We start from the raw sequence: 12837 nt of genomic DNA, 5'->3' as shown, positions 1-12837 counted from the left end.
GTCAGCGGTCCCTTCGTGAGGTGGCGTGCTTCTTGTGGACGGCCTGCTTGCTGACCCCGAGGGCGTCGGCGATCTGCTGCCAGGACCAGCCGCGGTCCCGGGCGCTGCCGACCTGGAGCACCTCGAGCCGGTCGGCCAGGTCGCGCAGCGCCCGGACGGCACGCAGGCCGGTGTCCGGGTCGTCGGCCGCCGCGGCGGTCGTGACGTCGGTGGTGATGGGCATGACGTCAACGTAGGTTGACGACCTGGTCCTGTCAACCCAGGTTGACGATGCGGATCCCGTACTCTCCGCGGCGTGTCTGCACCCACTGCTGAGCGTTCCCTGGTCCTGGTCAAGCCCGACGGCGTGGCCCGCGGCCTGGTCGGCCAGGTCGTCGCCCGCCTCGAGGCCAAGGGCCTGCGCCTGGTCGCCGCCGAGCTGCGCACCCTGACCGTCGAGGTCGCCGAGGAGCACTACGGCGAGCACCGGGAGCGCCCGTTCTTCGGCTCCCTGGTCGAGTTCATCACCAGCGCGCCGCTGCTCGCCCTGGTCGTCGAGGGCCCGCGCGCCATCGAGGCGTTCCGTGCGCTCGCCGGCGCCACCGACCCGGTCAAGGCCGCCCCCGGCACCATCCGCGGCGACTTCGCCCTCGAGGTGCAGTCGAACATCGTCCACGGCTCGGACTCGCCCGAGTCGGCCGCCCGCGAGATCGCGCTCTTCTTCCCCCAGCTCGGCTGACCGCCGCGGCGGCGCGCACCGCCGTCCACCCGCTGGGGGAGACGGTCGCGCGCCGCCTGCGGTGCGACTCCTCCCGGGGGCGGGGCCCCCGCCTGCCCGACAGTCGGCACCTGCGTCCGACCCGCTGCCCTCTCCCGATCCGGTACAGATCCGTGTCGTGTCCCGCTCAAGCGCGAGCGTCGGCCTGTCGATAGTGGGAGCGGTGCGAGCAACGACCGTGTGCGGTTCCGCATGGCCGGTCGTCACCACCGACGAGGGGACGGGTGGTGAGCATGCGGGCGCACGGTCTCCCTCGGGGACGACGCGGGCCGTTGGCCGCGATCGTGGCGGTGCTGGCCGCGGCCGCGCTCCTCCTGGCGCCGACCGTCCTTGACGGCGCCCACGCGTCCTTCTCGGCGACCACGGCGAACAGCGGCGACGCATGGGCGGCCGACCAGCTGCAGCCGCCGTCCAACCTGACGGTCTCCTCGAGCTGCACCCTCACCCCGACCATCGCCCGGCGCGCCTCCAGCACTGCGACCGGGGCGGGGTCGGTGACGCTGCCGATGCCGGCCAACACGACGGCGGGGGACTACCTCCTGGCACACGTCGGCTACCACGACGACACCCAGACGCTCATCGCGCCGAGCGGCTGGCAGCTGGTGGGGCGGACCGACAACACCACCATCGCCTCGAACGTCTACTGGAAGGAGGCGGGGGCCAACGAGCCCAGCGCCACCTTCCGCCACCCCACCAGCGGCTCCACCCTGTACTTCGCCGGCGGCGTGACGGCCTTCCGCAACGCACGCCTCGTCGCCCCCCTGTTCGCCGGCGTCCCCGGCAGCTCCGACACGGCGACCACGCCGTCCGTGACCACCCAGGACAAGAACGTGCAGGTGGTGCACCTGTTCACCAAGACACAGGGACCCCTGGACCCGGCCTCCGGCGGCGCGGACTTCTACGGGACGTCGACGGGCACCGGTGACGGCGTCCACGTGGGCATCAGGGGCGCCGGGGAGACCTTCGGCGGCCCGGGGTCCACCACGCCGCGCAGTGCCACGGCCCTGGAGAGCTCGCGCTGGGTGGCCCAGGTCGTCGTCCTGCAGCGCGTGGCGGACACGGCCACGGCCAACCTGTCGTGGACGCCGACCCCGAGCACGTGGGCGGACGGCTACCGGCTGGAACGCGCGGGCGGTGGCGCCACGACGTCCTCGACGCTGGCGGCCGGGACCTCGAGCGTCTCGCAGGGTCCGCTGGCCGACGGCACCGCCTACACCTTCACGCTCACCGCCGCCCGGAACGCGTGGCGGTCCTCGCCGGTGACGAGGACCCTCACCCCCGACTGCTGACCGCCCCTGCGAACCGACCAGGTCGTCGGGGAGGGGCGTCGCCGGACGGCGTGTCGGGAACGCCGCCGTCTACCCTGGACGGGCCATGACTGTCGAGTCTCTCTACCCCCGCCTCGAGCCCCTCCTCGCCCAGGTGCAGAAGCCGATCCAGTACGTCGGCGGTGAGCTGAACGCCCAGGTCAAGCCCTGGGAGTCCGTCGCCGTCCACTGGGCGCTCATGTACCCGGACGCCTACGAGGTCGGGGTGCCCAACCAGGGCCTCATGATCCTGTACGAGGTGCTCAACGAGCGCCCGGACGCCCTGGCCGAGCGCACCTACGCCGTCTGGCCCGACCTCGCCGGGCTGATGCGGGAGGCCGGTGTCGGCCAGTTCACCGTCGACGCCCACCGCCCCGTCCGCGACTTCGACCTGCTCGGCGTCAGCTTCGCCACCGAGCTGGGCTACACGAACCTGCTCGAGGCCCTCGACCTCGCCGGGGTCCCGCTGCACGCGGTCGACCGCGACGAGAGCCACCCGGTCGTCGTCGCCGGCGGGCACGCCGCCTTCAACCCCGAGCCGGTCAGCGACTTCGTCGACTGCGCCGTCCTCGGTGACGGCGAGCAGGTCGTCGGCGACATCACCGACGTCGTCGCCGCCTGGAAGGAACAGGGCCGCCCCGGCGGGCGCGTCGAGCTGCTGGCCCGGCTCTCCCGCGTCGAGGGCGTCTACGTGCCGCGCTTCTACGCCGTCACCTACGGCGCCGACGGCACGATCGCCGAGGTCCTGCGCACCCGGGACGACGTCCCCCCGCGGATCAGCAAGCGCACGGTCATGGACCTCGATGAGTGGCCCTACCCGAAGCAGCCGCTGGTGCCGCTGGCCGAGAGCGTGCACGAGCGGATGAGCGTGGAGATCTTCCGCGGCTGCACCCGCGGCTGCCGCTTCTGCCAGGCCGGGATGATCACCCGCCCGGTGCGTGAGCGCACCATCACCGGCATCGGCTCGATGGTCGACGCCGGTCTCAAGGCCACCGGCTACGAGGAGGTGGGCCTGCTCTCGCTGAGCAGCGCCGACCACTCCGAGATCGGGCAGCTGGCCAAGGAGCTGGCCGACCGGTACGAGGGCACCAACACCGGGCTCTCGCTCCCGAGCACCCGCGTCGACGCCTTCAACGTGACGCTCGCCAACGAGCTGTCCCGCAACGGCCGCCGCAGCGGCTTGACCTTCGCCCCCGAGGGCGGCAGCGAGCGCATCCGCCGGGTGATCAACAAGACCGTGTCCAAGGAGGACCTGGTCCGCACGGTCACCACGGCCTACGCCAACGGCTGGCGCCAGGTGAAGCTGTACTTCATGTGCGGTCTGCCCACCGAGACCGACGAGGACGTGCTGGAGATCGCCGAGCTCGCGGTCGAGGTCATCCGCGCCGGCCGCGAGGCCAGCGGCTCCAAGGACATCCGCTGCACCGTCTCCATCGGTGGCTTCGTGCCCAAGCCGCACACCCCGTTCCAGTGGGCCGCGCAGGCCAGTGCCGAGACCATCGACCACCGGCTGCGGGTGCTGCGCGACGCGATCAACGCCGACCGCCGGATCGGCCGCTCCATCGGGCTGCGCTACCACGACGGCAAGCCCGGCGTGATCGAGGGACTGCTCTCCCGCGGCGACCGCCGGGTGGGCCGGGTCATCGAGCGGGTGTGGCGCGACGGCGGGCACTTCGACGGCTGGAGCGAGCACTTCTCCTACGACCGGTGGATGACCGCCGCGACCGAGGAGCTCGCCCCGTTCGGCGTCGACCTGGACTGGTACACGACCCGCGAGCGCACCGAGCACGAGGTGCTGCCCTGGGACCACCTGGACTCCGGCCTGGACAAGGAGTGGCTCTGGGACGACTGGCAGGACGCGATCACCGAGGACGAGGTGGGCGACTGTCGCTGGACCGGCTGCTACGACTGCGGTGTCTGCCCGACCATGGGCACCGAGATCCAGATCGGCCCCACCGGCCGCAGCCTGATCCCGCTGGCCGTGGTGGGTGCGCGCCCGCAGGTCGACGTGCACGCCGACGCGGCGGTGGCCGACCCGGTCCACACGCACTGATGGCCCGCACCCCCGACGGCCCTCCGCCGCCGCCGACCGTCCAGAAGCTCCGGCTGCGCTACACCAAGCGCGGCCCGCTGCGGTTCGCCTCGCACCGCGACCTGGCCCGCGCGCTGGAGCGTGCGCTGCGCCGGGCGCAGGTGCCGATGGCGTTCTCGGCCGGCTTCAGCCCGCACCCGAAGATCTCCTACATGGGGGCCGCGCCCACCGGCGCGGCCTCCGAGGCCGAGTACTTCGAGATCGGGCTGTCGGCGCGCTGCGACCCCGAGCAGGTGCGCCGGGCCCTGGACGCCTCGCTGCCCCCGGGCATCGACGTCCTGGAGTGTGTGGAGGCCGTCGAGGGCAGCGGCTCGCTGGCCGACCGGCTGGACGCCACCCGCTGGCGGATCGACCTGCCCGGTGTCGACACCGGCGACCTCGACGCGGCGGTGCAGGAGCTGCTCTCCCGGGACGTCGTGACGGTCGCCAAGCGCACCAAGAACGGCCTCAGGGACATCGACGCCCGCGCGGCCGTGGTCGGTGCAGAGGTCACCGAAGAGGCAGGTTGTGCCATACTCACGGTGGTCGTACGGCAGCTCACGCCGACCGTCCGACCGGACGACGTGATGGCCGCTCTGGCTGTCGTCGCCGACCTGCGCCCGCCGTTGCCCCCCCGGGCCGTGCGTGAGGCGCAGGGCCGGCTAGACGACAGCGGTGACGTCGCCGATCCGCTCGGGCCCGACCGCGCGGTGCGTTCCTCCCCCCAGGAGGAGAGCACGCCGGTCTGACCGGCGGAGCCGGACGCCGGACGTCGTGCTCGCGACACGTCTGCCAGCCGTGACGCTGCACCACCCCAGCTCCGCACCACCCGGACTTGCACCACAGGACCTGCACCACCGCACCACCTGCTCCTCGCACGCTGCACCACCGGGCCCCAGCCGCACCGGCCGGGGCGCGACCAAGACTTCGCGGGGAGGGCTGCGCCGCACACCGCGGCCGCCCGAACCGCCCAACCCGCGTCCCTGCGCGGCCGCCAGTCGGAGACGATCGGCGCCCGGGGACGTACAGGAGGCGAGCCCTCAGTGGCCGACCACGTCGACGACGAGACCAACGAAGTGACCGGACAGGCGGCGGCCTCGGCCGGCGTCCCGGACGGGTCACCCACCCCCGGGGCCGGCACCGCCGAGCTCCCTGCCGACCAGGCACAGCCGGTCGACGAGGCCGCGCTGCCGAAGGAGCCCGGCGAGGACCCGGCGGACGCGCCCGCGCAGCACACGGCCGACGTCGCCGGCCCGGCCAGCGTCGCGGACCCGGCCTCCGTGGAGGACATGGCCTCCGTGGAGAGCCTGGCCGCCGACGAGGGACTGGGCGCCGTCGAGGACGCCGACCCCGTGCCCGTCCCCGACGCCTGGGCCCCGCCCGTGCGCCGGCCCGAGCCCGAGCACGAGCCGGAGCTGCCCCGCTTCGGCGCGCAGTTCAGCTCACCCGAGCCGACCACCGTCACCGCCCGTCCGCGCCGCCGGGCCACCCGCCCTGCGCTGGCCGCCGACCCCGACTCCGTCGAGCCGCCGAAGCCGGTCACGCCCACCGCGCCGGCCTTCGTGACCTTCGTGGCCCCCGAGCCCGAGGTCGCCGCCCCCCGCCGGCGCAGCCGCCGTGCCGCCGCCGAGTCCCCGGTCGAGGCCCCGGTCGAGCAGCCCGTGGTGGCCGACGACCGGGACGACGAGCCGGCCCCGCCGCGGCGCTCGCGCAGCCGCCGCCGTGAGGTCGTCGAGGAGGTCCCGGCCGAGGTCGCCGAGATCGAGGACGTCGAGCCCGTCGACCTCGGCGTGACCGACGTCGACGACGCCGACACCGACGCCGACGACGAGGACCGTGACGGCGAGGACGGTGGCGCCTCCGGCAGCCGCCGCCGCCGTCGGGGCCGCCGTGGCCGCGGGCGTGGCCGCACCGGCGACGACTCAGCCGACACCGAGTCCGACGACGACGCCGAGCAGCCCGCCGAGCCCGTGGCCGAGTCCGCCGACGAGCCCGAGGACGCCGCCGACGCCGACGAGGCCGAGGACGAGGACTCCCCGGAGTCCGGTTCGAGCACCCGCCGTCGTCGCCGCCGCCGTCGCCGGGGGAGCAGTGGCGAGGCCGGCGCCGAGGACACCACCGAGGACGCCGACGACCGCCCGGAGCGGGCCGGCCGCAACGGCCGCACCTCCAGCGACGACGACGTCCGGGGCGTGGCCGGGTCCACCCGCCTGGAGGCCAAGCGCCAGCGCCGCCGCGAGGGCCGCGACGGGGGCCGCAAGCGCGCGCCGATCCTGTCCGAGTCCGAGTTCCTCGCCCGCCGCGAGGCCGTCGACCGCGCCATGGTCATCCGCCAGCAGGGCGAGCGCACCCAGATCGCCGTCCTCGAGGACGACGTCCTGGTCGAGCACTACGTGACCCAGGCGCAGGCGACGTCCTTCGCCGGCAACGTCTACCTCGGCCGGGTGCAGAACGTGCTGCCCAGCATGGAGGCCGCCTTCGTCGACATCGGCAAGGGCCGCAACGCCGTCCTGTACGCCGGTGAGGTCAACTGGGACGCCGCCGGCCTGTCCGGCAAGTCGCGGTCGATCGAGACCGCGCTGAAGTCCGGGGACAAGGTCCTGGTGCAGGTCACCAAGGACCCGATCGGTCACAAGGGCGCCCGGCTCACCCAGCAGGTGAACCTGCCCGGCCGCTTCCTGGTCTACGTGCCCGGTGGCTCGATGACCGGCATCAGCCGCAAGCTGCCGGACAAGGAGCGCACCCGGCTCAAGGACATCCTCAAGAAGATCGTCCCGGACGACGCCGGCGTGATCATCCGGACCGCCGCGGAGGGCGCCTCGGAGGAGGAGCTCACCCGCGACGTGTCCCGGCTGCAGGCGCAGTGGGAGGTCATCCAGACCAAGGCCGCCTCGACGTCGAACGCCCCGACGCTGCTCTACGGCGAGCCCGACCTGGCCATCCGGGTCATCCGCGACGTCTTCAACGAGGACTTCAAGCGGCTGGTCGTGCAGGGCAGCGACGCCTGGGACACCGTGGAGGCCTACGTCGCCCACGTCTCCCCGGAGCTGTCGCAGCGGCTGGAGCGCTACACCGGCACCGGCGACGTCTTCCGGGACCTGCGGATCGACGAGCAGCTGATGAAGGCCCTCGACCGCAAGGTCTGGCTGCCCTCCGGTGGCTCGCTGGTCATCGACCGCACCGAGGCGATGACGGTCGTCGACGTCAACACCGGCAAGTTCGTCGGCTCGGGGGGCAACCTCGAGCAGACGGTGACCCGGAACAACATCGAGGCCGCCGAGGAGATCGTCCGCCAGCTCCGGCTGCGCGACATCGGCGGGATCATCGTCATCGACTTCATCGACATGGTCCTGGAGAGCAACCGCGACCTCGTGCTGCGGCGGCTCACCGAGTGCCTGGGCCGGGACCGCACCAAGCACCAGGTCGCCGAGGTCACCTCGCTGGGCCTGGTGCAGATGACCCGCAAGCGGGTCGGGCAGGGCCTGCTCGAGGTCTTCTCCGAGCCGTGCGAGCACTGCCGCGGCCGGGGTGTGCTCGTGCACCTCGACCAGCCCGAGGGCAAGAAGGGCAACGGGGGCGGCAACGGCAACGGGGGCGGTGACGCCGGCAACGGCGGGCGCAACCGCGGCGGCGGCAAGGCCGACGGCGGCCGGCGCAACGGCGGCCAGCAGGACGCCGCCGAGACCGCCGGCGTCGACACGCTGGACGTCGGCCCGGTCTCCGAGCCGCCGTCGGTCGCGGTCACCCCGGTCGTCGAGGCCCCGGCCGTCGAGACCCCGGTCGTCGCGGATGCCGTCGTCGAGGCCCCGGCTGTCGAGGCCGACGTCCCGGCCGAGCCCGCCGGGGACGACACGCGCCGGGACGGCGGCCGTCGCCGCGGGACCCCGCGTCGTGAGCCCTCGCGCCGCGAGGACCCCGCCGCCGGCTGGGAGCTGGCCGACGCGCTCGCCCTCGGCGGTGGCACGGCGACCGCCGAGCCGGCCACCGAGCCGGTCGAGCCCGCCGTCGACGAGCCGGTGGCCGAGCCGGCCGCCGAGGGGCGCAGCGGACGGCGCAGCCGCGGACGCCGCGGCCGCGGCCAGTCGGCGGAGGCCCGCACGGCCGAGGAGACCGGTGTGACCGGGTCCCCGGTCGAGCAGCCGACGGAGCAGGTCGCCGAGCCACAGCCGACGGGGGAGCCGGTCGAGCACGCGACGCCGGACACCGTGCTGGCGGCCGTGGTCGCCGAGACCGAGGCCGCGTCGGAGGCGAGCACCGAGCTGGGTGCCCCGTCGCCGTCGGTGGAGTCCCTGACCGGCGAGACGCTGCTCGAGGAGACCCCGGTTCAGCAGGCGCCCGACGTGGAGGTGCCGACCGGCGCCCCCGCGATGGCCGGGCCGCTGGCAGGAGCCCCGACGGAGGCCGTGACCGAGGTGTCGACCGAGGCCCCGGCGGCCGACCCGCGGCCGGCTCCGGCCGTGGTCGTCTCGCCGCTGGCGGTCGCCGAGCCGGTGCCCGCCGACGCGCCCCCGGTGGCCCGTCCGCGGCGCCGCCGGGCGGCCACGCGGCCGGCCGGCCCGCCGGCCCAGTGACACGACCCTCCTGCTCCGACCCCGGACACCGGGGCCGGGGCGGGAGGGGTTCGACCCGGATGCTGCCGCTCGGGTACGCTGGACGGGTTGCTCCGCCACGACAGGCCACCTCTGGGTGTGTCGCGTCGGTGGACGACCGTCCAGCACTCGGCCGCGCGCCGGGGTGTGCGCAGGACACAGTGCTGGATACAGGAACCGATCGAGGAGTCAGTGGTGTACGCAGTCGTCAAGGCCGGTGGAACGCAGCACAAGGTGGGTGTCGGTGACACGTTCACCATCAACCGCCTGAGTGGGGTGGCCGGTGACACCGTCACCCTCCCGGCCATCCTCCTGGTGGACGGCGACACCGTCACCGCCGACGCCCAGACCCTCGCCGGGGTCACCGTGACCGGCGAGATCGTCGAGCACGGCAAGGGCCCGAAGATCCACATCCACAAGTTCAAGAACAAGACGGGCTACCACAAGCGCCAGGGGCACCGTCAGCCCCTGACCAGCGTCGTGGTCCGCGACATCACGAAGGGCTGACGACATGGCACACAAGAAGGGCGCATCGTCGTCCCGCAACGGCCGCGACTCCAACGCCCAGCGTCTGGGCGTCAAGCGCTTCGGTGGCCAGGTCGTCAAGGCCGGCGAGATCATCGTCCGCCAGCGCGGCACCCACTTCCACCCGGGTCTGGGTGTCGGTCGCGGCAAGGACGACACGCTGTTCGCCCTCGTCCCCGGCGCGGTGACCTTCGGGTTCCGTCGTGGCCGTCGTGAGATCGCGATCACCGCTGTCGGGGCCCCCGTGGCCGCCGTCCGGGAGACCGTCTCCGCGTGAGCTCGGGCCTCCCCGCGAGGGAGGCCATCCAGTACTGAGCGGGTGGCGGTGCCGACATCGGCGCCGCCACCCGTTTCCCATTCGCCAGTGAAGTAGAGAGGCGGCGACCATGGCCGCTTTCGTCGACCGTGTGACCGTCCACGTGACCGCAGGCAACGGCGCGCACGGGGTCAGCTCCGTGCACCGCGAGAAGTTCAAGCCCCTCGGTGGGCCCGACGGGGGCAACGGCGGCGACGGCGGGGACGTCGTCCTCGAGGTCGACCCCAACGTGCACACCCTGCTGGACTTCCACCACTCCCCGCACCAGAAGGCCGGCAACGGCCGCCAGGCCGCGGGTGACTACAAGAACGGTGGTCGCGGCGAGGAGCGCGTGCTGAAGGTGCCGCCGGGCACCGTGGTGCACATCGGCGGCGAGCCCGTCGCCGACCTGATGGGCGCCGGCACCCGGCTGGTCCTGGCCCGCGGCGGCAAGGGCGGGCTCGGCAACGCCGCGCTGGCCAACGCCCGCCGCAAGGCCCCCGGCTTCGCGCTGCTGGGCGAGCCCGGTGAGTCCGTCGACGCCGTGCTGGAGCTCAAGAGCATCGCCGACGTCGGCCTGGTCGGCTACCCCTCGGCGGGCAAGTCCTCGCTGGTGGCCGCCATGTCCGCGGCCCGGCCGAAGATCGCCGACTACCCGTTCACCACCCTGGTGCCGCAGCTGGGCGTCGTCCGCTCCGGTGACGTCACCTACACGATGGCCGACGTCCCGGGGCTGATCCCCGGGGCCTCCACCGGCAAGGGCCTGGGTCTGCAGTTCCTCCGGCACGTCGAGCGGTGCGCGGTGCTGGTCCACGTCGTCGACATGGCCACCATGGAGCCCGGGCGCGACCCGGAGAGCGACATCGACGCCCTCGAGCACGAGCTGCGCGAGTATGGCGGCGAGGAGCTGGACCTGGTGGGCCGGCTGCGGATCGCCGTCCTGAACAAGATCGACGTGCCCGACGGTCGCGAGCTGGTCGACCTGGTGCGCACCACGCTGGAGGAGCGCGGGCTGCAGGTGTTCCCGGTCAGCGTGGCCACCCACGAGGGCCTCGCCGAGCTGGGCTTCGCGCTGGCACGCGCCGTCGCCGAGCACCGCGCCGCACAGCCCGAGGTCGAGCCCGCGCACATCACGCTCACCCCCAAGGCCGTCGACGACGGCGGCTTCACCGTCGAGCCCGACCCGCGCACCGACGGCTGGCTGGTGCTGGGCACCCGGCCCGAGCGCTGGATCAAGCAGACGGACTTCAACAACGACGAGGCCGTCGGCTACCTAGCCGACCGGCTCAACCGGCTCGGCGTCGAGGAGGCGCTGGCCAAGGCCGGCGCCGTCCCCGGCGACGCGATCACCGTCGGCGACGTCACCTTCGACTGGGAGCCGACCCTGCCGGCCGGCACCCTCACCATCGAGGAGACCGCGGGCCTGGGCGGCCGTGGCACCGACGTGCGCCTGGAGAACAACAACCGACCCGGCGCCGACGAGCGGCTGGCGGCCAAGAAGGCCCGCCGGCTGCCCTACGAGGTCGCCGACGCCGACGGCTGGATCGACGCCGACCTGATCCAGGGCGACGCCGGCAAGTGAGCACGCGCGCAGACGTCGCCGCAGCCTCCCGGGTGGTGGTCAAGGTCGGTTCCTCGTCCCTGACCACCCTGCCCGGAGGGCTGGACGTCGACCGGCTGCGGGCGCTCGTCGACGTCCTGGGGGCGCTGCGGGCCGCCGGCCGCCAGGTCGTGCTGGTCTCCTCGGGGGCCATCGCGGCCGGGCTCGCCCCGCTGTCACTGACCGGCCGGCCGCGTGACCTGGCCACCGCCCAGGCCGCGGCCAGCGTCGGGCAGCTGCGGCTGGTGCAGACCTACGCCGACGCCTTCGCCGGCCACGGCGTCACCGTCGGGCAGGTGCTGCTCACCGCCAACGACCTGACCCGGCGCAGCCACTACCGCAACGCCCAGCAGACCATCGAGCGCCTGCTGGCCCTGGGTGTGCTGCCGATCGTCAACGAGAACGACACGGTCGCCACCGAGGAGATCCGCTTCGGCGACAACGACCGGCTCGCCGCGCTGGTCGCCCACGTGGCGGTCGCCGACGCGCTGGTGCTGCTGTCCGACGTCGACGGCGTCTACGACGGCGACCCCCGCACCGGCCCGGCCCAGCTGGTCGACACCGTGCACGGCCCCGAGGACCTCGCCGCGGTGGCCCTGGGCTCGGCCAGCCGCAACGGGGTCGGCACCGGCGGGATGGCCACCAAGGTCGAGGCGGCGCTCATCGCCGCCCAGGCCGGGGTGCCCGTCGTGGTCACCTCCACCCCGCAGGCGGCCGCGGCGCTGGCGGGGGAGCAGGTGGGCACGCTGTTCGCCGCGAGCGGCCGGCGTCCCTCGGCGCGGCAGTTCTGGCTGCGCTACGCCAGCCGCCCCCGCGGCCGGCTGTTGCTCGACGACGGCGCGGTGCGCGCGGTCCGCGAGCGGCACGCCTCGCTGCTGGCCGCCGGGGTCACCGGGGTGACCGGGGAGTTCCTCGCCGACGACCCGGTCGAGCTGGTCGGTCCCGACGGCGTGGTCGTCGCCCACGGCCTGGTCGCCTACGACGCGCGGGAGCTGCCCGCGCTGCTGGGCCGCAAGACCGGTGACCTGGACCCCGAGCACCGCCGCGAGGTCGTCCACCGCGACGAGATGGTCCTGGTCGGCTGATCCCGGCCGGTGGCTGAGAGGATGCACCCGTGAGCGAGCTTGCGGGATCACGCGTGCGCACAGTGCGGTCGACGGGCGCCGGCGAGGTGGCCGCGTGACCGTGCGCCCCATCCGCGAGATCGGTGACCCGGTGCTGCGGACCCCGGCCGACCCGGTCCGCACGTTCGACAAGGACCTGGTCGCGCTGGTCCGCGACCTCGAGGACACCGTGGACAACCCCGGCCGGGCCGGGGTGGCCGCCACCCAGATCGGCGTCGGCCTGCGGGTGTTCTCCTACAACGTCGACGGCGTCATCGGGCACATGGTGAACCCGCAGATCACCGAGCGTTCCGAGGAGACCCAGGACGACGACGAGGGCTGCCTGTCGATCCCCGGCCTCTACGCCCCGACCGTGCGGGCGATGCACTGCGTCGCCGAGGGGTTCGACTCCCGTGGCGAACCGCTGCGGATCGCCGGCAGCGGTCTGCTGGCCCGGTGCCTGCAGCACGAGGTCGACCACCTCGACGGGAAGCTCTTCGTCGACCGGCTGACCGGCGAGGCCCGCAAGCGGGTCCTCCGCGCGCTGCGCTCCTGAGGGAGGTCCCCGGCGCGGGGGGCCGCACGTAACC

At 74.0% G+C, this 12837-nt stretch carries 11 protein-coding genes; 10 read left to right on the top strand and 1 reads right to left on the bottom strand.

All coding sequences use genetic code 11. The features are described from left to right. Window position 1: 1 nt before the first annotated feature. Entirely contained in the window at window positions 2-223 is a 222-nt protein-coding gene (locus O2W14_RS06930) for a helix-turn-helix domain-containing protein (RefSeq protein ID WP_269175338.1), read from the bottom strand. Window positions 224-295: 72 nt separating this feature from the next. Here O2W14_RS06930 and ndk point away from each other — a divergent pair, with 72 nt between their 5' ends. The 10 genes from ndk to def all read left to right on the top strand — a co-directional run bounded on the left by ndk (window position 296) and on the right by def (window position 12803). Beyond that, a complete protein-coding gene (gene ndk, locus O2W14_RS06925) occupies window positions 296-718 on the top strand; it encodes a nucleoside-diphosphate kinase (RefSeq protein WP_269175337.1) in 423 nt (140 codons plus the stop codon). Window positions 719-1029: 311 nt separating this feature from the next. Then, complete coding sequence (locus O2W14_RS06920; protein ID WP_269175336.1) at window positions 1030-2046, top strand: hypothetical protein; 1017 nt, start codon at window positions 1030-1032, stop codon at window positions 2044-2046. 85 nt (window positions 2047-2131) lie between these two features. Next, complete coding sequence (locus O2W14_RS06915; protein ID WP_269175335.1) at window positions 2132-4117, top strand: TIGR03960 family B12-binding radical SAM protein; 1986 nt, start codon at window positions 2132-2134, stop codon at window positions 4115-4117. Further along, the gene (locus tag O2W14_RS06910) at window positions 4117-4884 is read left to right on the top strand and encodes a TIGR03936 family radical SAM-associated protein (RefSeq protein ID WP_269175334.1); all 768 of its coding nucleotides are present in this window, start codon (window positions 4117-4119) and stop codon (window positions 4882-4884) included. The genes O2W14_RS06915 and O2W14_RS06910 overlap by 1 nt, the downstream gene beginning before the upstream one ends. A gap of 294 nt (window positions 4885-5178) precedes the next feature. Then, window positions 5179-8706, top strand: a complete 3528-nt coding sequence (locus tag O2W14_RS06905; RefSeq protein WP_269175333.1) for an Rne/Rng family ribonuclease — start codon at window positions 5179-5181, stop codon at window positions 8704-8706. Between the two features lie 213 nt (window positions 8707-8919). Then, on the top strand, window positions 8920-9231 hold the full coding sequence (rplU, locus tag O2W14_RS06900) for a 50S ribosomal protein L21 (protein WP_163610748.1): 312 nt from the start codon (window positions 8920-8922) through the stop codon (window positions 9229-9231). 4 nt (window positions 9232-9235) lie between these two features. Beyond that, the gene (gene rpmA, locus O2W14_RS06895; RefSeq protein WP_237493723.1) at window positions 9236-9526 is read left to right on the top strand and encodes a 50S ribosomal protein L27; all 291 of its coding nucleotides are present in this window, start codon (window positions 9236-9238) and stop codon (window positions 9524-9526) included. Window positions 9527-9635: 109 nt separating this feature from the next. Next, window positions 9636-11126: a GTPase ObgE gene (gene obgE / locus O2W14_RS06890; RefSeq protein ID WP_269175332.1), complete on the top strand. Its 1491-nt coding sequence runs from the start codon at window positions 9636-9638 to the stop codon at window positions 11124-11126. Further along, a complete protein-coding gene (proB, locus tag O2W14_RS06885; RefSeq protein WP_269175331.1) occupies window positions 11123-12229 on the top strand; it encodes a glutamate 5-kinase in 1107 nt (368 codons plus the stop codon). The genes obgE and proB overlap by 4 nt, the downstream gene beginning before the upstream one ends. Window positions 12230-12323: 94 nt before the next feature. Further along, window positions 12324-12803, top strand: a complete 480-nt coding sequence (gene def, locus O2W14_RS06880) for a peptide deformylase (RefSeq protein ID WP_269175330.1) — start codon at window positions 12324-12326, stop codon at window positions 12801-12803. The last annotated feature ends 34 nt before the right edge of the window (window positions 12804-12837 follow it).

Origin of the sequence: Modestobacter sp. VKM Ac-2986 (genome assembly GCF_026967795.1) — a bacterium.
GTDB lineage: Bacteria > Actinomycetota > Actinomycetes > Mycobacteriales > Geodermatophilaceae > Modestobacter.
Note: the sequence above shows the minus strand (reverse complement) of the source record. Positions and strands in the feature narration are given on the sequence as shown.